This window comes from Martelella sp. UBA3392, assembly GCF_002358775.1.
Classification (GTDB): Bacteria; Pseudomonadota; Alphaproteobacteria; order Rhizobiales; family Rhizobiaceae; genus Martelella; species Martelella mediterranea.
The window spans coordinates 48046-69923 of record NZ_DEPM01000309.1 but is presented as its reverse complement, the minus strand read 5'-3'; the positions used below and the strand labels follow the sequence as shown (position 1 = coordinate 69923).

At 61.4% G+C, this 21878-nt stretch carries 17 protein-coding genes; 10 read left to right on the top strand and 7 right to left on the bottom strand.

The window, feature by feature from the left end; genetic code table 11:
• Position 1 precedes the first annotated feature (1 nt).
• Together B4E36_RS24225 and B4E36_RS24220 are read right to left on the bottom strand one after the other, a co-directional pair.
• On the bottom strand, positions 2-751 hold the full coding sequence (locus B4E36_RS24225; RefSeq protein WP_292057624.1) for an SDR family NAD(P)-dependent oxidoreductase: 750 nt from the start codon (positions 749-751) through the stop codon (positions 2-4).
• A gap of 78 nt (positions 752-829) precedes the next feature.
• A complete protein-coding gene (locus B4E36_RS24220) occupies positions 830-2038 on the bottom strand; it encodes an ABC transporter substrate-binding protein (protein ID WP_292057621.1) in 1209 nt (402 codons plus the stop codon).
• A 290-nt stretch (positions 2039-2328) separates the two neighbouring features.
• On the opposite strand from B4E36_RS24220, the gene B4E36_RS24215 reads away from it, so the two are divergent.
• Positions 2329-3564 carry a CaiB/BaiF CoA transferase family protein gene (locus B4E36_RS24215; RefSeq protein WP_292057619.1) on the top strand — a complete coding sequence of 412 codons (1236 nt, stop codon included), beginning with the start codon at positions 2329-2331 and terminating at the stop codon, positions 3562-3564.
• Between the two features lie 213 nt (positions 3565-3777).
• Here the strand turns inward: B4E36_RS24215 and B4E36_RS24210 are convergent, their stop codons facing one another.
• Both B4E36_RS24210 and B4E36_RS24205 read right to left on the bottom strand, forming a co-directional pair.
• Entirely contained in the window at positions 3778-6888 is a 3111-nt protein-coding gene (locus B4E36_RS24210) for an efflux RND transporter permease subunit (protein WP_292057616.1), read from the bottom strand.
• Between the two features lie 6 nt (positions 6889-6894).
• Complete coding sequence (locus tag B4E36_RS24205) at positions 6895-8076, bottom strand: efflux RND transporter periplasmic adaptor subunit (protein WP_292057614.1); 1182 nt, start codon at positions 8074-8076, stop codon at positions 6895-6897.
• Positions 8077-8181: 105 nt separating this feature from the next.
• On the opposite strand from B4E36_RS24205, the gene B4E36_RS24200 reads away from it, so the two are divergent.
• The 6 genes from B4E36_RS24200 to B4E36_RS24175 all read left to right on the top strand — a co-directional run bounded on the left by B4E36_RS24200 (position 8182) and on the right by B4E36_RS24175 (position 16300).
• A complete protein-coding gene (locus tag B4E36_RS24200; RefSeq protein ID WP_018066251.1) occupies positions 8182-8778 on the top strand; it encodes a TetR/AcrR family transcriptional regulator in 597 nt (198 codons plus the stop codon).
• Between the two features lie 382 nt (positions 8779-9160).
• On the top strand, positions 9161-11119 hold the full coding sequence (locus tag B4E36_RS24195) for an ABC transporter substrate-binding protein (RefSeq protein ID WP_292057608.1): 1959 nt from the start codon (positions 9161-9163) through the stop codon (positions 11117-11119).
• Positions 11120-11192: 73 nt separating this feature from the next.
• Positions 11193-12179: an ABC transporter permease gene (locus tag B4E36_RS24190; protein ID WP_018066249.1), complete on the top strand. Its 987-nt coding sequence runs from the start codon at positions 11193-11195 to the stop codon at positions 12177-12179.
• 4 nt (positions 12180-12183) lie between these two features.
• Positions 12184-13329 (top strand): ABC transporter permease, encoded by a 1146-nt coding sequence (locus B4E36_RS24185; RefSeq protein ID WP_018066248.1) that lies wholly within the window; start codon positions 12184-12186, stop codon positions 13327-13329.
• A 13-nt stretch (positions 13330-13342) separates the two neighbouring features.
• A complete protein-coding gene (locus B4E36_RS24180) occupies positions 13343-15082 on the top strand; it encodes a dipeptide ABC transporter ATP-binding protein (RefSeq protein WP_292057602.1) in 1740 nt (579 codons plus the stop codon).
• A gap of 9 nt (positions 15083-15091) precedes the next feature.
• A complete protein-coding gene (locus B4E36_RS24175; protein ID WP_292057599.1) occupies positions 15092-16300 on the top strand; it encodes a mandelate racemase/muconate lactonizing enzyme family protein in 1209 nt (402 codons plus the stop codon).
• Between the two features lie 284 nt (positions 16301-16584).
• Here the strand turns inward: B4E36_RS24175 and B4E36_RS24170 are convergent, their stop codons facing one another.
• Positions 16585-17400 (bottom strand): NAD-dependent epimerase/dehydratase family protein, encoded by an 816-nt coding sequence (locus tag B4E36_RS24170; RefSeq protein WP_292057597.1) that lies wholly within the window; start codon positions 17398-17400, stop codon positions 16585-16587.
• Positions 17401-17530: 130 nt separating this feature from the next.
• On the opposite strand from B4E36_RS24170, the gene B4E36_RS24165 reads away from it, so the two are divergent.
• Positions 17531-18577, top strand: a complete 1047-nt coding sequence (locus tag B4E36_RS24165; RefSeq protein ID WP_292057595.1) for an aldose epimerase family protein — start codon at positions 17531-17533, stop codon at positions 18575-18577.
• A 27-nt stretch (positions 18578-18604) separates the two neighbouring features.
• Here the strand turns inward: B4E36_RS24165 and B4E36_RS24160 are convergent, their stop codons facing one another.
• The gene (locus B4E36_RS24160; protein WP_292057594.1) at positions 18605-19324 is read right to left on the bottom strand and encodes a FadR/GntR family transcriptional regulator; all 720 of its coding nucleotides are present in this window, start codon (positions 19322-19324) and stop codon (positions 18605-18607) included.
• A 14-nt stretch (positions 19325-19338) separates the two neighbouring features.
• Positions 19339-20055, bottom strand: a complete 717-nt coding sequence (locus B4E36_RS24155) for a ribonuclease activity regulator RraA (RefSeq protein WP_292057592.1) — start codon at positions 20053-20055, stop codon at positions 19339-19341.
• A gap of 392 nt (positions 20056-20447) precedes the next feature.
• Between B4E36_RS24155 and B4E36_RS24150 the strand changes: the two genes are divergently transcribed.
• Together B4E36_RS24150 and B4E36_RS24145 are read left to right on the top strand one after the other, a co-directional pair.
• Positions 20448-21332, top strand: coding sequence for a 2-hydroxy-3-oxopropionate reductase (locus B4E36_RS24150; protein WP_292057590.1), 885 nt, complete (start codon positions 20448-20450; stop codon positions 21330-21332).
• A gap of 126 nt (positions 21333-21458) precedes the next feature.
• A complete protein-coding gene (locus B4E36_RS24145; protein WP_345900919.1) occupies positions 21459-21875 on the top strand; it encodes a heme-binding protein in 417 nt (138 codons plus the stop codon).
• The last annotated feature ends 3 nt before the right edge of the window (positions 21876-21878 follow it).

The following is a 21878-nucleotide window of genomic DNA, read 5'->3' as shown; positions in this document are numbered from 1 at the left end:
ATCAATCCATCAACATGCCGCCGTTCACGTCGAGAACGGTACCGGTGATCCAGTTGGAGGCGGGCGAGCACAGGAACAGGATGGCCTGCGCGATATCTTCCGGCTGGCCGAAACGGCCGAGCGGCACATTGCCGTTGGCCGAAGGTGCCGCGCGCTGGGTCACTGTTTCCCACATCGGCGTTTCCACCGGCCCGGGCGCGATGATGCTGGCATAGACGCCCTGCGGCGCGCCGGCTTTGGCCACCCATTTCATCAGTCCGTGAACCGCCGATTTCGCCGCCACATAGGACGGGCCGGAGGCAACGCCGCCGATCTTGGCGGCAATCGAGCCTAGCGCGACCATCTTGCCCATGCCCTGCTCGGCCATGACCGGAAACACTGCCCGCACCGGATTGACGACGCCCATCAGGTTGACGTCGAGGATCGCGCGCCATTCCTCATCGGTGCTTTCGCCGAGCGGACGGTGCGAGATCGTGCCGGCGCAGAGAACGAGCGCATCGATACGGCCATGGGTCGCGCGGATATCGGCGACCAGAGCATCCGTTTCTTCCCGCGAGGTCACATCGTAGCGGCGATAGCTGACCGCCGGATGGTCGAACTCGGCCTTATCGGCGATATCTGTTGCGATCACCGTCGCGCCCGCTTCGGCAAGCGCCAGCGTCGTGGCGCGGCCGATGCCGCCGGCAGCGCCGGTTACAAATGCGATCTTTCCGTCCATCCGCGCCGGGGCGCTGACTGGTATCAGGGACATCCCTGTGTTCTCCCGTCATTCAACAATGCAATTTCAAAGGAAATGCGCGCCGCGACAAAGCGCGGCGCGCGAAAGCCATCACTCAGGCTTGGCGTCGAAGACCACGGCGGGATAGGGCCGGAACGGCTGCACCAGTTCAAAACTGTCGCCCTTGGCCTGGATGATGCCTTCCTGGCGGGTGCCGCGATGGTCGCCCGGCTCGAAAGTCACGCCCTTCGCGCCGCCGACATCGGCATCCTTCAGTGTCTCCAGCGCCGCGATCAGGTTTTCGCGGGTCAGTTCGTTGCCGGAGGCCAGAAGCGCTTCGAAGCCCTTGTGGAAGATCGCCGCATTGCTCCAGCCATTGAGGCCGAACACGCCGACCGGATCGTCGGGATAGTACTTCTCGATGGAATCCCGGTAGGCGGCGATATCCGGAACGTCGGAACTGACCGGCAGCAGCCAGGACGAGAAGTAGACGCCGTCCAAGAGATCGCCGGCCAACTTGAAGGTCGACGGATCGGCGGTGAAGAACGGCGCGAACCAGTCGACGTCGAGCCCCTGCAGGTCCGCAGCCTTCAACGCGGCCGCCAGATTGGCGTTGGAACCGAACAGGATCACGGCTTCCGCGCCGGAATTGGCGACGCGGCGGATATGCGGGCTGAAGCTGGTGGTCTTCACGTCGAAGGGGATGGATTCGGCAGGCTCCATGCCGATGTCGGCCATATAGGTGTCGAAGCCGCGCTTCGCCGATTTGCCGAGTTCGTCGTTCTCCCAGAGAAGCGCGATCTTTTCATGACCGAGCGTCTTGATCGCATATTCGGCATTGGATGCCGCCGACCAGCCATAATCCGGCAGCAGCGGAAACACGGTCGGCTCGACGAAGAAGGCGCTGGCGCCGCCGATCGGCCCGACCACGGGCAGATCAACCTCCCGCGCATAGGGCAGAACGGCGACGTTGGTTGCCGTTCCGATCGGCGCGGACAGGGCAAAGATGCCGTCATCCTCGACCATCTGCCGGGTAACGGCGACCGAGCGCGCCGGCTCGTAGCCGTCGTCCTTGGTGATGTAATTGACGGTCCAGCCGTCAATACCGCCATTATCATTGAGGTTCTTGTAATAGGCCTCGGCGGCATGGGTCAAAGTGGCATAGAACGGCACCGGCCCCGTGACCGGCGTGAACGCGCCGATCGTGACAACCTTGTTTTCCGCATCAATGCCGGGATCGGCGGCGGCCAGCGGCCCCGCAGACAACAGCACTGCGCCAATGGCAGCGGCAGAAGCCGCCCTTCTCAAACTCGAAAACATGCAATCTCCTCCCAGACATGTTTCGTTCCTCTATCGCGACGATAACAGTCCCTATCAGCAGGTCAACAGAAAATGCATCTTATTTTCTTTTTTCATGATTTCTACAGTCAGATATCACTCAAAATCTGACATATCATAACCGATTAGGCGGTTCTTCGACCCTCCAATGAAGGTCGTAGAGACTACTCCGGGATAAAATAATGCATTTTAATCTTGTCAAAAAGCGCCGGACCTGACAGACATTGCGCAATTCCGCGCTTCTGACGCGCGGCGCAACGAGGGAGGATTGCATGGAAAGCGGCGTATTGACGGGCAAGAAGGTTCTGGAACTGGGCAGCATGATCGCGGCCCCCTTCGCCACGCACATTCTTCAGCAGCTGGGCGCAACGGTGATCAAAATCGAACCGCCGGCCGGTGAGACCACCCGCAAGCTGGTGCGCGGCGGTCCGAGCGGCAGCTATCTCGCCTTCAACCGCGGCAAGAAGAGCCTGTGCCTCGATCTTCAGTCGGATCAGGGGCGCGAGGTCTTCAACCGGCTGGTGGCGGATTGCGACATCATCCTTCATAACCTCTCGCCGTCCGCGGCCCGCAAGCTCGGCGCGACCTATCAGGATTGCATCAGGCTCAATCCCGACATCATCTTCTGCCACATCAAGGGCTATGGCGAGGGCCCGCTTGCCGAAGAGGTGGCGTCGAACCCGATCGCCGAAGCGGCGACGGGCGTGATGTTTTCCAACCGCGTCGATGGTCGCCCGTCCCGGCTCGGCCCCTCCTATCACGATCAGTTCGCGGGCTGTTATGCCGTGATCGCCGTTCTCTCGGCGCTGCTGTCTGACGACCCCGCCAAACGCAATATCGAACTCGGCCTTTACGAGACCGGGCTACACATCGCCGCGCGCGACCTGCTCGGCGTCCAGCTCAAGTCGCAGCTTCTCGGCCGGCCGGAGACCGAACCCTCGGCGGAATTCAGCATTCCCGGCTACGGCGCATACGAGACCCGCGACGGGCGCTGGGTCTATCTCGTGATGCTGACCGATGACCACTGGCGCAAGTTCTGCGCCGCGGCGGGCATTGCTCCCGATCCCGCGCTTGCCGGCCTGCGCGACCGCAGACGCGAGCGTCCGCGCGTCGAAAAACTGGTGGCCGACGCGGTTGCCGCGCATGATTTCGAGGCGCTGACGGGAAAGCTCGCCAGACATGGCGTCGGTTTCACCGAGATCCTGTCCACCGACAGGGTGCTGGATGCACCGCAGGCCATGGCCGGCGACAAGCTCTCGGAATTCGGCTTCGGCGACTATGATTTCACCACGCCCGATTTCCCGCTCCCGTCGCTTCTGCGCAACGAAGGCCGCGCCGACGCCCCACCTCTTCTTGGCGAGGACACGAGCGAGATCCTGAAAAACCTTGGTTATGAAGAAGACACGGTCCAAGCCATGATTGCGGCAGGTGCCGCCCTGGAAGCTAACCGGGAACAGCCCCTCTGGTCCAAGCCGAAGGCCCAGGCCGAAAAAGGCGGATCCGAATAAACGGGTGGCGGCGGCGAGCGTAGCCCGCTTTTGACTCGCCCCCATCAAAGCCAGACAACGCCAGCGCCGATCGGGCCGACAATCCTCATGGCTCCTCATTCAGTATCATCCTTCATGGCAACCCGACGAAGCGACGTCACGCCTCGGAGAGGCTTGGCGCCTCTCAAACCGTGAACGAACGCTTCGACCAATGATCGAAACGCTCTGTGTCCGCTAGGCAGAACCGCGCCGCCGCGTCACCTTCTCCACGACGGTCAGCACCGCGACATAGAAGACCGCGACGAGGAAGATGCCGATGATCGCCGAGGAGGCCATGCCGCCGAGGACGCCGATGCCGATCGAGCGCTGGGCGCCCGCCCCGGCCCCGGTCGCAAGCGCCAGCGGCATGACGCCAAGCATGAAGGCGAAGGTGGTCATCAGGATCGGGCGCAGGCGCATCTTGGAGGCGCGCGTTGCCGCCTCGAGAAGTGGAACGCCCTGCTTCACCAGCGATTGGGCGAACTCCACGATCAGGATCGCATTTCGGGCGGCAAGGCCGATCGTCGTCAACAGGCCGACCTTGAAGTAGACATCATTGGCCTGACCGAGCAGCAGCGAGGCGACAACCGCGCCGAGAATGCCGATCGGCACGGTCATGATCACCGCTAGCGGCACCGTCCAGCTTTCGTAAAGGGCTGCCAGCGCCAGGAACACGACCAGCGCCGAGAGCGCAAACAGCATCGGCGCCTGATTGCCCGAAAGCCGCTCCTGATAGGAAATGCCGGTCCATGCCGTGCCAAACCCGCCGGGAAGCTCGGCCACCATTTCCTCCATCGCCAGCATCGCGTCGCCGGAGGAAACGCCAAGTGCGGGGGCGCCGCTCAACTGCATGGCGCGGGTGCCGCCATAGCGAGTGAGATTGGCCGGCTCCTGATCCCATACCTGCTCGGCAATGGCGCCGAAGGAGACCATTTCGCCGGCCGAATTGCGGGCATGCCAGAGTTCGATATCCTCTGGCTGGCTGCGGGCAAAGCCCTCGCCCTGCACGATCACCGGCCGCAGTTCGGAGCCGAGCGCGAAGTCGTTCACGTCGCGGCCCGCGAAGATGACGGAAAGCATGGAATTGACATCCGAGATCGACAGACCGAAGGCGGCGGCCTTCTGCTGGTCGATATCAAGCCGGAGCGAGGTCTTGAACGGATCGTCATTACCGCGAAGGCTTGTGACCCGGCCATCCTGCGCAACCTCCTCGACAAGCGTATCGGCCGCGGCAGCAAGGGCCGCCTGCCCCTCGCCGGACTGGTCGACAAGATACATTTCGAAGCCGGAAGACGCTCCCATGCCGGGAATGGCCGGCGGCTGCAGGACATAGACCGTACCGGCGCGGCCCTGCGTGTAGAAATAGCCGTTGGTGCGGTTGACCAGTTCGGCAGCGCCATGGCCCTGCCGGTCCTCGTATTCCTTCAGCTTGATGAACACCATCGCATTGTTCTGCCCCGATCCGCCAAAGCTGAAACCGAGCACGGAAAAGACGGAATCCACCGTGGCGGCTTCCTGCTCGACCAGATAGCGCTCGACGTCATCCACCAGAGCCTGCGTCTGGGTCGCCGTAGAGCCCTCGGGCGTCTGCACCATAGCCAGCAGAACACCCTGATCCTCCTGCGGCAGGAAGGAGCTTGGCAGTTTTTCGTAGAGCGCCAGAACGGCCCAGCTCAATGCGATGAGCAGCAGCACAAGACGGAAGGGCCGCTTGACAAGCTTCCCGACCACCGCGCCATAGCCGCCCGTTGCGCGGTCAAGCCCGACATTGAACCACCGGGCCGGCGCAAACCATACCTCATCAGGCTTTCTCGGCTTGAGCAGCGTGGCGCACATGGCCGGCGTCAGGATCAGCGCGACGCCGAGCGACAGCACCATGGCCGTGACGATCGTGATCGAGAACTGGCGATAGATGATGCCCGTGGCGCCCGCCATGAAGGCCATCGGCAGGAATACTGCGGACAGCACCAGCACGATGCCGACCAGCGCCGAGGTGATTTCACCCATGCTCTGCTCGGTCGCCTCGACGGCGTTCTTGCCGGTCTCCTCCATCACGCGCTCGACATTCTCGACCACCACGATGGCATCGTCCACCAGAAGTCCGATCGCCAGCACCATGGCGAACATCGTCAGCGTGTTGATGGTAAAGCCGGTTGCAGCCATCACGGCGAACGTGCCCAAGAGCACGACCGGAATGGCGACCACCGGAATAAGCGTTGCCCGCCAGCTTTGCAGGAAGACGAGAATGACCAGAAACACCAGAAGAACGGCTTCTCCCAGCGTTGCATAGACCTGCCCGATCGATTTTTCGATGAAGGGCGAGGTATCGTAAGGGTAGACGACCTCCACCCCTTCCGGCAGCGCGGAGGACAGGCCGTCAATGGTCGCGCGCACGGCTGCGGCGGTATCCACCGCATTGGCGCCGGTGGCGAGGTTGACGGCAAAGCCGCTCGACGGCGCGCCGTTGAACCGCGCGGACATGCCGTAGCTCTCCTGCCCGATCTCGATCCGCGCCACGTCGCCAAGGAAAACGGTCGAGCCATCGGCATCGACCCTCAGGAGAATGCTTTCGAACTCGTCGACGGAGGAAAACTGCGATTGCGACGACAGTGAGAGCGTCAGCCGCTGACCGTCCGGCGCGGGTTGGCTGCCGAGATCGCCAACGGTGACATTGGTGTTCTGTTCGGCCACGGCCGCCGTCACGTCCGCAGGCGTCACCTGGTACTGCATCATCTTCATCGGATCGAGCCAGATGCGCATGGCATAGCCTGAACCGAAGGTGTTGATCGAGCCGACACCCGGCGTACGCTTGACCGGATCCTCAATGACCTGCGCAAGAATGTCGCCGAGCTCCGGCGTGGAGAAACGGCCATCACGCGATGTTATGGCGCCGACAAGCAGGATCGAAGACGTGGAGCGCGCGACATTGACGCCGCTGCGCTGCACGGTGTCGGGCAGTTGCGACGAGACGAGCTGAAGCTTGTTCTGCACCTGCACCTGAGCGATATCGGGATCGACGCTGTCATCAAAGGTCAGCGTCACCTGAGCGCTGCCCGGCGATGAGGAGGATGTCATGTAAAGCAGGCCTTCCAGCCCCGTCATGGCATCCTCGATCACCGTGGTGACCGAGGCCTCGACGATTTGCGCCGAAGCACCGGTATAGTTGGCGCGGATGCTGACGGTTGTCGGCGAGATCTGCGGGTATTGCTGGATGGGAAGCGACGACAGACCAACAACGCCGGCAAGCATCACGACAATCGCCAGCACCCAGGCGAAGACCGGGCGGTAGATGAAGAAGCGGGCCATTGGGCGTTACTCGCTCTGGGAGGGGGGCTGGGATGAACCGGCGTCGGCGGACTGCTCGCGTATTACGCCGGCAGCGTCGTATTCCACGGCAACCGGCACGACATCCATCCCGACGCGCAGATTCTGGAACCCGTCGACGATCAGTTGGTCGCCGGCCCTGACGCCCTCGACCACGATCCACTGGTTCTGATAGGTTCCGGTCTCGACAAGCTTGCGCTGCGCGGCCTTGCCATCCTCCAGCACCCAGGCCGTCAACTGGCCGGAGCGATCGCGGGTCGCGGCCGACTGGGACACCAGAATGGCATTCATGGTGCCGATTTCCATGCTGCCGCGTACGAACATGCCAGGCAGCAGCAGATGATCCGGATTGTCGAAGCGAAACCGCCGGTCGACGGCGCCGGTGGACATTGAAACGGTAAAGCCGGGCGACAGCAGCTCGCCCTCGAAATCATAGCTGCGCCCGTTTTCGAGCGTCAGGCTTGCGCTGAGCGTGTCGTGCACATCAAGAAGCCCGGCCTCGATGTCGTCAACAACCCGGAGGATCCGCGTCGATGGTTCGTACATATCGACATCGATGGGGTCGAGCTGGATGACGGTTGCCAGCGCATCCGCCTGCGCTGCGGAGACGAGGTCGCCGATGGAGACGGTTGCAACGCTGGCAACGCCGTCGATCGGGCTTCTCACCGTCGTCCAGCCAAGTTCCGCGCGCGCAACGTCAAGGGCCGCCTCGGCCGCCTTCAGCTGTGCCGTGGCCCGTTCAAGGTCCGCCTTCCGGCTTTCCAGCTCCGCCTGCGACAGGCCCTGCCCGACCAGGCGGTCAGCGCGTTCATAGGCCAGACGCGCCTGCGACTGCGCGGCCGTCGCGGCGCTGACATCGGCTTCCGCGCTCGCGAGGGCGGCCTGGTAAGTCGTGTCATCGATCCGGAACATCGGATCGCCGGCTTCCAGCGTCGTGCCTTCCCGGTACAGGATTTCGGTGACCGTACCGCTGACGCGCGGACGTATGCCAACCCGCTGCACGGCAACAGCGCGCCCGGGCAGGGTGACGATACGCGGGACATTCTCGCGCTTCAGTTCGATCACGCCAACCTTTTTCGGTGGCATCTGCTGCTGGGCCGCGGCGGGGGCCGCGGCGACAGCACAGGCTACCAGAATGAGGGCGAGAAAGCTTGAGACCGGATTCGGCATGATGTCCTCGACATTGAACGACTGGTGAAAATGATGTTGATCTGTGAGAAGGAAAAGATCACTATTGCACACTATGCAAAACATGCACTAAGGGCAATAAAGATAATGTCGACGCCGAGCCAATCAAGCCTGCGTGATCGCCGACGCCTTCAGACCTTGCGGGACATCCAGCTCGCAACGCTCAGGTTGATCAGCAGGCACGGCCTCGATCAGGTCTCCACCGAGATGATCGCGGATGAGGCCGGCATCAGCAGGCGAACCTTCTTCAACTACTACGCCAACAAGGAAGCGGCCGCGCTCGGACCGCCGCTGGAGATGGACAAGGAAAGCGCAGAACGGTTTTCCGCATCGAACGGCCCCCTTGTGGAAGACCTCGCATGGCTTCTAAGCGATCTCATCGGCATCAACGACACCAACAGGGTGCGCATCCGGGCAATCAGCGACGCGGCAGAGCGGCACCCGGCGCTCAGGCGGGCATTTCTCGCCTCGCGGGAGCAGATCACACGGCAGATCGCGGACCTGCTCGAAGCCCGCCTCGGCCCCGACTCGGCTTTTCTGGCGCAGGTTCTGGCCGAACTCTCCGCCCGCATCGAGGCGCACGCCTTCAGCGTCTGGTCGCACGACGAGGCCATGAGCCTGGACGATGTGGTCGACTATGTTGCGACCGAGATGCGCAGGCTTGGCGCTGCGCTACGCTCCTGAATTGGGTTGGGCGGATTGTGTTCCCGCCCGCCCTTTCCGGGTTCGGACATAGCCGACGTTCGCAGCGGATCATGCCCGTCCGCAAGCGCCCTTCCGTCTACAGCTATTGACAAATCGCTGCCATCCGGGCCGGACGATTTGCCACACGCCGCGCCGATGCGGAATCGAAAACGCTGGAAAAGTCCGTGAAAGCGAAGAAAAACACGCGGTTTTCTGCTCGGACCGTGAGATTTTTAGGCTTTCGTCATTATTGTTCACTTTACTCCTAATTTGTTGACATTTGTAATTTTGTTCCTTACCCATTGACGGGCTGTTTTGTATTTGGGGCCGCGATGGCGGGAGGAGCCGGCGCGGTGGTCAACAATCAGAAAGGGAGGAAAAAATGACTTTACCGGAAATGAAAGGGCTGCCCGCCGGCAAACGGCGGGCTCTTTGGCTGGCAGGCTCCGCCGCGTTGGCCTTGGCATTGGCGACGGGTTCGCCCCATGCGGAGGAAGCCACAGGGCAAGCGCCGCAACTGAAAGAGATGGTCGATGCCGGCGAACTGCCGCCGGTGGCCGAACGGACGGGCACGCACGCCGAGGTCATCAAGCCGCTCGATGAAATCGGCACCTATGGCGGCGAGTTGCGGATCGGCCTGCGCGGCAGTTCCGACCACAATCACATTCTCCGCGTGGTCGGTCCCCAGGGGCTTGTGCGCTGGGACCCGCAATATACCGAAATCGTTCCGAACGTGGCAGAAAGCTTCGAAGTCGGCGAGGATGCAAAGGTCTTCACCTTTCACCTGCGCGAGGGGATGAAGTGGTCCGACGGCACCCCGTTCACCGCCGACGACGTGCTGTTCAACATGGAGGACCTGGTTCTCAACGACGAATTCGCGCCAACCCCGCTGCGCTATACAACCGACGGCAGCCCGGTCAGCGTGGAAAAGCTTGACGAGCACACGGTGCGCTTCACCTTCACGCAGCCCTACGGCGATTTCCTGGCGGAGCTCGCCAGCCCGCTCGGGCAGCATCCCGTGCTTTACTCCAAGCATTATTGCTCGCAGTTTCACCCGGATTACAACGAAGCCATCGATGAGGCCATCGCCGAAAATGGCGCAACCGACTGGCAGAACCTGTTCCTGCAGAAATGCGGAGACCTGGAAATTCCGGCGCGCTGGGGCAACCCTGACAGGCCGACGCTCGACCCCTGGGTGGTCAAGGAGCCCTATGTCGGCGGCGCGACGCGGGTGGTTATGGAGCGCAACCCCTATTTCTGGCAGATCGATACGGACGGCAACCAGCTTCCCTATATCGACCAGCTCGTCGGCTCCATTGATCAGGATGTCGAAAGCCTCATTCTGGCGGTCATCGGCGGACGCATCGATTTCGGTCTCCGCCACATCGACCCGCCGTCCAACAGGCCCGTTCTGGCGGAAAACCGGGAGGCTGGTGACTACCATTTCTTTGAAGCGGCCCCTCCGGGCGGTTCGAACATGGTGGTCAATCTCAACCTGACCCACAAGGATCCGAAATGGCGGGAGCTCTTCCGGCAAAAGGACTTCAGGGTCGCGCTTTCGCTGGGGATGGACCGCCAGGAGATCATCGATACGGTCATGCTCGGCGATGGCGAAGCATGGCAGCAGGGGCCTTTCGAGGACCATCCCTACTTTCACGAGAAACTTGCAACGCAATATCTGGATTATGACCCGGAGCAGGCCAATGCGCTGCTTGACGGCCTCGGTCTCGACCAACGCGGCCCCGACGGCACCCGTCTCATGCAGGACGGCACCCCCGTCAAGTTTCAGATCGACGTGATCCCAACCTTCGATCCCATGTGGGTCGACGCTTTGCAACTGATGGAACAGCAGTGGCAGGAGATCGGCGTCGATGTCGACGTCAACCCGCTGGAACGCACCTTCTTCTATGAGCGCAGCTCCGTCGCCAACGATCACGATGCCGCCATCTGGAATGCAGAACAGAGCTGGGTTCCCGGCCAGATTCCTCAGCATATCGTTCCGGTTCACCACGACAGCCGCTGGGGCATTGCCTGGCGTGACTGGTACCAGAGCGGCGGAGAAAAGGGCGAAGAGCCGCCCGAGAGCGTGAAGAAGCGCCTCGAACTTTACGATCAGGCCCGCGCGACAGCCGATCCACAGAAGCGTATCGAACTGATGCAGCAGGTCGGCGACATCGCGGCTGAGGAATTCGAGGTGATCGGCCTCTCCAAGGCTGTCCCGACCTATGGCATCGTCAAGAACGGATTGCGCAACGTGCCTGAGTCCATGCCGAGTTCCTGGTACTACGCAACGCCGTCACCGACACTGCCCCAGACCTGGTTCTGGGCAAAACAGCCGTAAGAATCCTGAACCGAACGGCGGCGGCCGAATGAGGGCGCCGCCGTTTAGCACCCTAGCATGAGAGAGCGCCGAAATGCTTTTTGCATACATCCTGCGCAGGATATTCTGGTCGATACCGTTCCTGTTCGCGGTCTCGCTGATCGCCTTCGCACTGATCACCGCGCCGCCGGGCGATTATCTGACCACCTTCGCGGCAACGCTGGCGGCATCGGGCGATGTCGTCGATCAGGCGCGGCTCGACGCGCTGCGTGAGCGCTATGGCTTCGACCAGCCATTCCTTGTCCAGTACTGGCACTGGATCTCGGGCGTCCTTCACGGCGACTTCGGCATTTCCTTCGAGTGGCAGCAACCCGTCTCCACGCTGATCTGGGAACGCATGGCGCTTTCGGTGACGCTGGCGCTGTCGACGCTCGCTTTCACCTGGGCGCTGGCCTTGCCGATCGGCATCTATTCCGCCGTCCGAAAATATTCGATCGGCGATTATGTCTTTTCAACGATCGGCTTCATCGGCCTTGCAACGCCGAACTTCCTGTTCGCGCTGGTGCTCATGTATGTCGCGGTCGTCCATTTCGGGGCCGATGTCTCGGGCCTGTTTTCCGATCAGTATCAAGACGCCCCATGGAGCTGGGGCAAGCTCATCGACCTCGCCAAGCACATCTGGATACCCGTCATCATTCTGGGCACCAGTGCCACGGCAAGTCTTGTCCGCGTCATGCGCGCCAATCTGCTGGATGAGCTTCACCGCCCCTATGTAACGACCGCCCGCGCAAAGGGCCTGTCGGAGTGGCAGTTGATCCTGAAATATCCGGTGCGCATCGCAATCAACCCCTTTGTGTCGACCATTGGCTGGGCCTTTCCGCAGTTGATTTCCGGCGCGGTCATCACCGCCTTCGTGCTCTCGCTGCCAACCGCCGGCCCGCTGATGCTGCAAGCGCTCCTGGCGCAGGACATGTATCTCGCCGGCGCCTTCATCCTTCTTCTTTGCTGCCTGTCGATCGTGGGAATGCTCGTCTCCGACATCCTTCTCGCGCTCATCGACCCGCGCATTCGCTACCGGTGACCCCATGACAGACGAAGCATCTCTCGACCCCCGCTCCATCGTCACCGCCAAGGAGGACCAGGCGTCCCAATGGCGTCTGATCTGGCTCACCTTCCGGCGTCACAAGCTGGCCATGACGGGCCTCGTGATCGTCAGCCTGTTCTATCTGATCGCGATCTTTGCGGAATTCCTGGCGCCGTTCGCGCCGAACCAGACATCGTCCGCCAACATCTTCCACCCGCCACAGGCGCTGCACTTCATTGATGCTAGCGAGGATGGCGGCTGGCGCATCCGCCCCTATGTCACAGGCATGGATTTCAAGCGTGACCCGTTCACGCTGCAGACGACCTATACGGCCAATCCGGACAAGAAGATCTACATAAACATCTTCGGCAAGGGCGAAGCCTACGAGCTCTGGGGCCTCATTCCCATGGAGCGCCATCTGATCGCCCCGGCAGACAGCGCAGAACGCTTCTACCTTCTGGGCGCGGACCGGCTTGGCCGCGACATGCTGAGCCGCATCATCTACGGCACCCGTATCTCCATGTCGATCGGGCTTATCGGCGTCGGACTGAGCCTCTTTCTCGGTCTGCTGCTCGGCGGTATATCGGGCTATTTCGGCGGACGGATCGACATGCTGATCCAGCGCGTCGTCGAGCTTATCCTGGCACTGCCGACCATACCCATCTGGCTGGGCTTAAGCGCGGCCTTGCCGCAAAGCTGGTCACCCTTGACCCGCTATTTCGCGATCACGGTAATCCTTTCATTGGTCGCCTGGACGGAACTGGCACGCGTGGTGCGCGGGCGCTTTCTGGCGCTCCGAACCGAGGATTTCGTCACCGCCGCCCGGCTTGACGGCGGCAGTCAGGGGCGCATCATCTTCCGGCACATGATGCCCTCCATGGTCAGCCACATCATCGCCTCGGTGACGCTGGCAATCCCGGTCATGATCATTGCCGAGACCTCCCTCTCCTTTCTCGGACTGGGACTGATGCCGCCGACGATTTCCTGGGGCGTTCTCCTGAAGGAAGCGCAGAATGTCCGCTCGATCGCGCAGGCCCCGTGGCTGTTCGCGCCGGGCGGTGCGGTCTGCCTTGCCGTTCTGGCGCTCAACTTCCTCGGTGACGGTCTGCGGGATGCCGCCGATCCGTATTCCCAGGTCACGCATTGAAGCGAGTTTGCACATGACCCAGTCGAACGAAGAGACCGTTCTCGAGATCAAGAACCTGACGACGGAGTTTCCCGGCCGCGAGCAGAACTTTCGCGCCGTGGACGATGTCTCGATCGAACTTCATGCCGGCAAGACGCTTTGCGTCGTCGGCGAAAGCGGCTCAGGCAAGAGCGTGATGTCGCGGTCGATCCTGCAGATCGTGGACAAGCCCGGCCGGATCGCCGGGGGCCAGATCCTGCTCCACCGACACCGCACGGCCAAGGGCAGCGGGGAGGAAGAGGTAATCGACCTTGTCCAGCTCGACCCCAAATCGCAGGCGATCCGCAACATCCGCGGCCGCGATATCGCGATGATCTTTCAGGAGCCGATGAGTTCGCTCTCGCCGGTTCACCGGATTGGCGACCAGATTGGCGAAGCGATCCGCCTGCACGAGCATGTCAGCAAGAAGGAGGCGCGCCTGCGCACGCTCGAACTGCTGCGCAAGGTCGAAATTCCGCGACCCGAGACCGCCATCGACGCCTACCCCTTCGAATATTCAGGCGGCATGCGGCAGCGGGCGATGATCGCCATGGCGCTCGCCTGCAATCCGTCGGTGCTGATCGCCGACGAGCCGACCACGGCGCTGGACGTGACCATCCAGGCCGAAATCCTGGCGCTGATCCGCTCGCTGCAGAAATCCAGCAACATGGCCGTGCTGTTCATCACGCATGACATGGGCGTGGTGGCGGAAATCGCCGACGAGATCGCGGTGATGCGCTTCGGCAAGGTGGTCGAGCGCGGCGATGTTCACGCGATCTTCGAAAACCCGCAGCACGACTATACCAAGCGCTTGCTGTCGGCGGTGCGCGAACTCGACAATCCCTCGCAGCGCCGCCTAGCCATGCGCGAAAGTCGCCCGGTGGGAGCGCCGTGCCTGGTTTCGGACGGTATCCGCAAGGAATTCTACTACAATCACGGCTTTCTGGGGCGCAAGCGCGGCAGCATTGTTGGCGTCGATACCGCCAGTCTCGAGCTCCGCACCGGCGAAAATCTCGGCATTGTCGGCGAGAGCGGCTCGGGCAAGACCACGCTGGGGCGCTGCCTGCAGCGCGTTTACAATGTCACCGATGGTCGCGTGCTTTACACCAATGCCGAGGGCAGGACGACCGATCTGGCGCCGCTCGGCGACAACCAGCTCAAGCCCTATTGGCGCGATATTCGCACCGTGTTCCAGGACCCCTTCGCCTCGCTCAACCCGCGCATGACGGTCGGGCAGATCATCGCCGAGCCGCTGGTGGTCGAAGGCAAGCTGACAACCGCGCAGATACGCGACCGGGTGATGGAACTGCTCGAACTTGTAGGCCTGCCGACGCTTGCCTATTCGCGCTTTCCGCATGCCTTTTCGGGCGGCCAGCGTCAGCGCATCTCCATTGCCCGCGCGATTGCGCCCAATCCGCGGATCATCATCGCGGATGAGGCGACATCGGCGCTCGATGTCAGCCTGCGCACGCAGATTCTCGACCTGCTGCTCGATCTTCAGGACAAGCTGCATCTCAGCTACATCCTGATCAGCCACGACATTGCCGTCATCCGCTATTTCTGTGATCGTCTCGCCGTCATGTACAAGGGGCGGATCGTCGAGACCGGCGACACGGAAGAGGTCTGCACCAATCCGCAGCACGATTACACCAAGGCTCTTCTATCTGCCGTGCCGTCCGCCGATCCGCGCCGACGCGGCATGGCGCAGCGTTTCCGCTATCAGGAAGCAAACTGAGGACGTTTCATGAAAATTACCGATATCAAAACCTATCTGATGCAGGTTGGCGCCCGGCCCGGCCTGAGCGGTGCCGAGGGCTCGTTTCGCGGATCGCGCAACTGGCTGTTCGTCAGGATAGAGACGGATGAAGGCATCAGCGGCATCGGCGAGTGCTCGGGCTGGCCGCGCGTCATCGAGCGCGCCGTCCTTGATTATCGCTCCATCCTGATCGGCGAAGATCCCCGCGACATCGACCGACTGTGGCAACGCCTGTTCGTGGGCTCGATGGGGCACGGCATGGTTGGAACCGTGGGCGGGGGCGCGCTCACCGGTATTGAAATGGCGCTATGGGACATCAAGGGCAAGGCACTCGGCCAGCCTGTCTGGAACCTTCTCGGCGGAAGGTTCCGCGATCGCATTCAGGTCTATGGCCACGCCAAGAAACCGGAACGCGCCCGCGAATTGCTGGAGCGCGGCTACAAGGCCGTGAAGGTTGGCTTCACCGGCGCTGTCGACCTCGACCTCGTCGGGGCGATCCGCGATACGATCGGACCCGATATTGATCTGATGGTCGATGCCCATGGGCCATCCTGGATGACCACGCGCGACGCGATCCTGGTGGGCCGCGAACTCGAGCAGCACGACCTTCTGTTCTACGAGGACCCGATCGCGCCGGAAAATCTCGACGCTCTGGAACGGGTGCGCGATCAGGTGGCGATACCGCTGGCTGCCGGCGAGCGGGTCAGCACGATCTACGGCATCCGTCCCTACGTCCAGCGCCAGCTCGTCGATGTGATCCAGCCGGATACCGGCCGCGCCGGCGGCATCACCCAGATGCGCAAGATGGCGGCCATGGCCGAGTCGAACTACATCACCATGGCGCCGCATTCCGGCTCGCTCGGACCCGTCGCGGAATTTGCCGCGCTGCACGTCATGGCCACCATCCCGAACGCGCTCATGCTCGAGCGTGTCGAGTTCGACTGGCAGGGCCGCTATGAGGTTGTCGATCCGGTGCTGAAGGTCGAGGACGGCCATCTGCCCGTGCCGGACGCGCCGGGGCTCGGCGTGGAACTGGTCGAGGAGGAGATCGCCAGATATCCGAGCGAGCGCAACGTCTCGGACATGCCCCAGAATGATGGCGCCTACGAGCCGGGCACGGTCGATGAATGTGTCTACTTCCAGACGCGTCTGCGCCGCGGTTCGCGCCTCCGGCTGAAAAGAACCGGCGACAAATAGCCGTTTCAGAATCGCCAGCAAATACGGCCGGGGAATGCTCCCCGGCCTTTTTCGCCCTTGAACCATGATTTCCGCTCGGAATGGCCGATAAAAGCGCGGCAGGCTTTTCAGCTAAAAAACCGACATCCTCTTTCCCGACCCTCTTTTTCAGCGCCCTCGTGGGAAAGCCGCCTCGCCTCCGCTAGAGCATTTCCGGTGAAAACAGAATCACCAGAAATGCTCTATCTATTTGTTTTGGCGCATTTTCGCGGACGTCAGGTGATTCCACCTGACTGCGAAATGCTCTAGCGAATACGTATGGGGCCCTGGTAGTCGGTGGCAACAAACCTCCCGCCCTGATAGAACGCCTCGACCTCGCTTTCATCGCTTTCGGCAAAAGCTTCGGGTGCGGCGCGTTCGACAATCATGTCAACGGGAGCGTAGCCAAGCTTTTCTGCCGCGGAATTGTCCCACCAGCTTCCGCCGCCCTTCGAAACGCCGAATACGGTCGTGACATCGACGTCTTCGTGGGTCAGACCGATGAGAACCAGTTGCCGCAGGTCCGCCGGGCTGACCCAGATTTCCAGAGCACGCGGCGTCTTTGGACGATCGGCCGAATTGCCGATGCGGATAATGAAACTCCTGAGTCCGTATTTGTCGTAATAGAGTCCTGCCAGAAGTTCGCTCCAGCATTTTGACAGACCGTAAAGCCCGTCCGGCCGCATCGGACTTTCCGGCGAAACCCGGGTGGTGCGGGGATAAAACCCGACGGCATGATTACTGGACCCGAGCACGATCCGGCCGATGCCGGCGACCCGCGCGGCCTCGTAAACAGTGGAAGTTCCGCGCACATTGATTTCCAGAATATCGTCAAGCGACGCTTCCCTGGGGATACCGGCGAGGTGAACAAGCCCGTCCAAACCGGCAAAAGCCGTCTCGAGCGAGGCCTGGTCCAGCATGTCGACGGCGCGGAATTCCTCGTTTTCAGCGAGTTCGGACGGGGCGTTCAGGTCCAGGACGCGGATCGACCTCACCCTTTTCGACAGCTCGCGCCGCAGAGCCGTCCCGACACGCCCGGACCCGCCCACAATTCCGATATTCATCTGACCAATTTCGGGCATGAGGCCTGTCTCCGCTTGTTTCAATTGATTGTTTTTATATGAATATTGCGATTATTGTCAATATTTGTAAAGATAAGGTTCAGATCGGACAATACCTGTCACGAGGCCAGCTCAGAAAGATCGATCGTGCATGAATAAAGAAAACAGAACGCCCGCCGAACAGCAATTAACGATCTCCCGTGGCGGCCTGACGATTGAAGTCTCCGAATATGGCGCCCGGCTGACCAGGTGCCTCGTGCCGGCGAGTGACGGCAGCATTGCCGATGTCGCGCCCGGCATGGACAGTGCGGAAGATTATGCGGCACGCGGCGGAACCATGGGCGCGGTTCTGGGTCGCTATGGCAACATCATCAGCGACGCCAAGGTCGAGATCGGCGGAAAGACATACGCCCTGTCGGCCAACAGGCCACCGCACAGCATGCATGGCGGGGCCGGCAATTTCGGAACCCGGTTCTGGAGCGGCGACAAGATCGACGCCGGTACGATCCGCCTGTCGCTGGAAAGCCCCGACGGCGACCAGGGATGGCCCGGCCGCGTGCGCGCGGCAGTCGAATATGGGCTGAGCGAAAACCGCGAACTGACGATCGAAATGACGGCGCACTCAGACCGTGACACCTATCTCAACATGCTTTTCCACGGCTACTGGAACCTTCGCGGCCATGGCTCGGGTTCCGTGCGGTGCCACCGTCTCAGGATTGCCGCCGATCACTATCTCCCCAAACGGGCGGATGGAGCGCCCGATGGGCGGATGATGTCTGTCACAGACACGCCGTTTGATTTCACGCAGGCACGGGAGATCGGCGAGGGCATAGACCGGCTTGGACGCGGTTACGCCCACAATCTCTGCCTTGACCGGAAAGCGCCGGAAGCGCTGGGGGAAGTTGTCAGACTGGCCGATCCCTCAAGCGGACGCGCGCTGGCGCTTTCAACCGACCAACCCGGCGTCCAGCTTTTTACCGCCAATCTATGGTCGGGGCTGAAAGGCAAGGGCGGCGCGATCTACAACGCCCATGACGCGGTGGCGCTGGAAACCCAGCTTTATCCCAACACCCCGAACACGCCGTCCTTCAAGCCGCAGCTCATTCGGGCCGGAGAGACCTACAGACACCGCATGGTCATCGCGTTCCACGCGCTCGATCCGGCAAATATCGATAATTTTCTGAATGCGCCGTTTTGAGACGCAGCCCGCCTCTGGGCCGTTGCCTCAGATGCCCTCGAACATGCGCTTTCTGGCATTGACGATATGGTTCTTCATGGCGTCAAAGGCGTCATCTTCCTTCTGCGCCTTGATCGCCTTCACGATCATCTCATGTTCCTGCTGGACGGCGCGGAGATGCGGCTCGGACCGGCGCATGCTCAGGCTCCTGGTGACATTCATACCGGCGATGACGTGTGAACGCAGCGAAGCCTCGATGGAACTGTGATAGTGATTTTTCGTCGCGATCGCGATGGCATTGTGCAGCTCGAAATCTTCCTCGGCCCCGAGCCGTCCTTCGGCAACGCACTTGTCCAGCACGGCCATCGCCTCATCGATGCGCGCGAGATCCTCGTTATCGCGCCGAAGCGCTGCCAGCGCCGCCGTTGCGGGCTCAAGGCCCGCCCGGAACTCGAAGCAGCGCTGAACATCGGCGAGCGACCCCACCGGCACCAGTTGCAGCACCTCGACATCGGGCCGCCGCTGAACATAGGAACCGGACCCCTGACGGGAGACGATCAGCCCGTCATCGCGCAAGCGCTGCAAGGCCTCTCGAACAACAGGACGCGAGGCCTCGAACCGCTCCGACAGATCCATTTCGGAGGGAAGGCGACTCTTGACCGGAAACACATTGCTGGCGATCAGTTCAACGATCTTCTCGTAGACGACGCCGCTCATGCGACCGTTTATATGCGTTTCCGACTGTTCTTCATCCAAGGTCGCTGCCATGCCTTCTTTCCGGTTTAGCGTCCGTTTTTCTGCCGCCAGTCGCCGAAAGCCTTCTGCGCTTCTTCATCGGGCGGATAGATACCAAAAATTGACGAACCTTCCACAACTTTCTCATATACGAAGTCCTCGAAAGCGGTCTGCTCGAACGCCTCGTCTGCGACTTCCTGCGCAATATGCTGGGGAATAACTACCACACCTTCCTGATCGCCGACAATGATGTCACCGGGGAAGACGGGAACATCGCCGCAGCCAATCGGTACATTTATGTCAGTTGCGTGATGGCGGATCAGATTGGTCGGGGCGGAGGGCGTCCGATGGTAGGACGGAAAGGGCAGCTTGGCGATGTCGGGCGTATCGCGGAAGCCGCCATCGGTGACGATGCCGGCAACACCGCGCTTGTAAAGTCGGGTGACGAGAATACCGCCGGCCGAGGCGGCCGAAGGATCCTTGCGGCTGTCGATGACCATCACCGCGCCGGCGGGGCATTCCTCGATGGCCTTGCGCTGCGGATGTTCGCGGTCCTCGAACACCTTGATGTCATCGAGATCTTCGCGCGCAGGGATATAGCGCAGCGTATAAGCTGGCCCGACCATGCGCGGGGCGTCAGGGTTGATCAGGCCCGACCCACAGATGAAGGTGTTCCGGAAACCGCGCTTAAACAGCACTGTCGTCAGCGTGGCTGTCGAGATCGACATCAGCTTCACGCGCATATCTTCATTCATCACAGGCATCGAAAACTCCTCCGTGCATTTTCCTCGATGGGCATTCCGGGACAGTCTCGTACGTGCCCGCAGCGCATGATCGACCTCTAGTTTGATTTGACGTAAATTGTCAATAGTTGTAATGGGTATTGAACCTTATACGTTCGCTCCATCAATGAAAGGAAACGCGGCATGAGGCCTCTTCCCCATCCGGAACAGGTTTATCTCAAATTTCCTTTTTTCAGTATTTTAAGGCGTCTTTTCATATGATTCAGGGCGATTTCATATCGTGAGATATGGCAACAACAAGGCACGGAAATGAGCCTGTCACTACCACGATGCGACCAGTGACATGATTTCAAAATTGACAAATTTTATAATGATGATCACCATTTTCGCTGTGATGAACAAGGGAGAGTAGCATGCAGTTGGCATTCATTGGTCTCGGCACCATGGGACGCCCCATGGTCGAACACATTCTGGCGGCGGGCATCCAGACGCGGTGCAGCCGCATCAAGCCCGTGTCCGAATACCTTCTCGAACGCGGCGCCGTCGCCGCATCGTCTCCGGCAGAAGCGGCGAAGGACGCCGATATCGTCATTTTAATGTTGCCCGACACCCCGGATGTCGAAGCGGTTCTGTTCGGCCCTGACGGTGTTGCCGAAACGCTGACGGAAGGCAGCCTTGTCATCGACATGAGCTCGATTTCGCCAGTTGCCACCAAAGAATTCGCGCGCCGTATCAAGGACATGGGCGCAGGCTATCTCGATGCCCCGGTCTCGGGCGGCGATGTCGGCGCGCGGGCGGCATCGCTCTCGATCATGGCCGGCGGCAGCGAGGCTGATTTCGAACGCGCTCTGCCGGTGCTGAAACTGATGGGCAAGAACATCACCCGGGTCGGTGATGTCGGCGCCGGACAGGTCTGCAAGGTTGCCAACCAGGTTATTGTCGGACTCACGATCGAAGCCGTCTCCGAGGCGTTCCTGCTGGCCGAGCGCGCGGGCGCGGACGTGGCGAAAGTGCGGGATGCGCTGATGGGCGGCTTTGCCCAGTCGCGCATTCTCGAGGTTCACGGCCAACGGATGATCGACGGCGCGTTCGAACCCGGATTTGCGATGCGCCTGCACCGCAAGGATCTCAACATCGCCCATGACGTCGCCCGTTCGCTCGATTTTTCGCTTCCCAATACGGCCTCGACAATCCAGCTCATGAATGCCGGCCTGTCGCAGGGCCTGGCCGACAAGGATCATTCGGCCCTCCTGTCGGTGCTCCGCAACATCTCCCCGGGTGGTAACGCCGCCTCCTGAGGTGGCCGCCCAAACCACTGGCTCACCATCCGCGCCGGACAAAAGCCGCCAAAGGCCTCGCCCGGCGCAGGCGCGACATATGCTATAGCCCTTACAACCGCAACAATGGATAACGAGGACCCCGAAATGCAGACAATCACGACACTGGACATCACGGATGCGCGCAAGCTGATTGAAGGCGCGCGCAACCATGCCGACAAGATCGGCGTGCCGATGTGCATCGCGGTCACCGACAACGCCGGCAATCTGATCGCCTTCGAGCGAATGGAAGGCGGCAAGGTGACGAGCACGACGATTGCCATCGACAAGGCGTATACGGCCGCCGCCGCCCGCAAGGCGACACATGAATATGGCGAGGCCAGCCAGCCCGGTAAACCGGCCTACGGGATAAACTCCGCCATTGGCGGCAGGCTGATGGTGGTGGCCGGCGGACTGCCGGTGACGGCGGACGGCACGGTGGTCGGAGCCATCGGCATCAGCTCCGGCACGCCAACCCAGGATCTGGAAGTAGCACGCGCGGCGCTCGCGCACTTTTCGGCCTGAAAA

What these genes read in the sequence shown, in the direction of transcription:
- B4E36_RS24225 (WP_292057624.1), bottom strand. Translation starts at nt 751, where the DNA reads ATGTCCCTGATACCAGTCAGCGCCCCGGCGCGGATGGACGGAAAGATC.
- B4E36_RS24220 (WP_292057621.1), bottom strand. Translation starts at nt 2,038, where the DNA reads ATGTTTTCGAGTTTGAGAAGGGCGGCTTCTGCCGCTGCCATTGGCGCA.
- B4E36_RS24215 (WP_292057619.1), top strand. Translation starts at nt 2,329, where the DNA reads ATGGAAAGCGGCGTATTGACGGGCAAGAAGGTTCTGGAACTGGGCAGC.
- B4E36_RS24210 (WP_292057616.1), bottom strand. Translation starts at nt 6,888, where the DNA reads ATGGCCCGCTTCTTCATCTACCGCCCGGTCTTCGCCTGGGTGCTGGCG.
- B4E36_RS24205 (WP_292057614.1), bottom strand. Translation starts at nt 8,076, where the DNA reads ATGCCGAATCCGGTCTCAAGCTTTCTCGCCCTCATTCTGGTAGCCTGT.
- B4E36_RS24200 (WP_018066251.1), top strand. Translation starts at nt 8,182, where the DNA reads ATGTCGACGCCGAGCCAATCAAGCCTGCGTGATCGCCGACGCCTTCAG.
- B4E36_RS24195 (WP_292057608.1), top strand. Translation starts at nt 9,161, where the DNA reads ATGACTTTACCGGAAATGAAAGGGCTGCCCGCCGGCAAACGGCGGGCT.
- B4E36_RS24190 (WP_018066249.1), top strand. Translation starts at nt 11,193, where the DNA reads ATGCTTTTTGCATACATCCTGCGCAGGATATTCTGGTCGATACCGTTC.
- B4E36_RS24185 (WP_018066248.1), top strand. Translation starts at nt 12,184, where the DNA reads ATGACAGACGAAGCATCTCTCGACCCCCGCTCCATCGTCACCGCCAAG.
- B4E36_RS24180 (WP_292057602.1), top strand. Translation starts at nt 13,343, where the DNA reads ATGACCCAGTCGAACGAAGAGACCGTTCTCGAGATCAAGAACCTGACG.
- B4E36_RS24175 (WP_292057599.1), top strand. Translation starts at nt 15,092, where the DNA reads ATGAAAATTACCGATATCAAAACCTATCTGATGCAGGTTGGCGCCCGG.
- B4E36_RS24170 (WP_292057597.1), bottom strand. Translation starts at nt 17,400, where the DNA reads ATGCCCGAAATTGGTCAGATGAATATCGGAATTGTGGGCGGGTCCGGG.
- B4E36_RS24165 (WP_292057595.1), top strand. Translation starts at nt 17,531, where the DNA reads ATGAATAAAGAAAACAGAACGCCCGCCGAACAGCAATTAACGATCTCC.
- B4E36_RS24160 (WP_292057594.1), bottom strand. Translation starts at nt 19,324, where the DNA reads ATGGCAGCGACCTTGGATGAAGAACAGTCGGAAACGCATATAAACGGT.
- B4E36_RS24155 (WP_292057592.1), bottom strand. Translation starts at nt 20,055, where the DNA reads ATGCCTGTGATGAATGAAGATATGCGCGTGAAGCTGATGTCGATCTCG.
- B4E36_RS24150 (WP_292057590.1), top strand. Translation starts at nt 20,448, where the DNA reads ATGCAGTTGGCATTCATTGGTCTCGGCACCATGGGACGCCCCATGGTC.
- B4E36_RS24145 (WP_345900919.1), top strand. Translation starts at nt 21,459, where the DNA reads ATGCAGACAATCACGACACTGGACATCACGGATGCGCGCAAGCTGATT.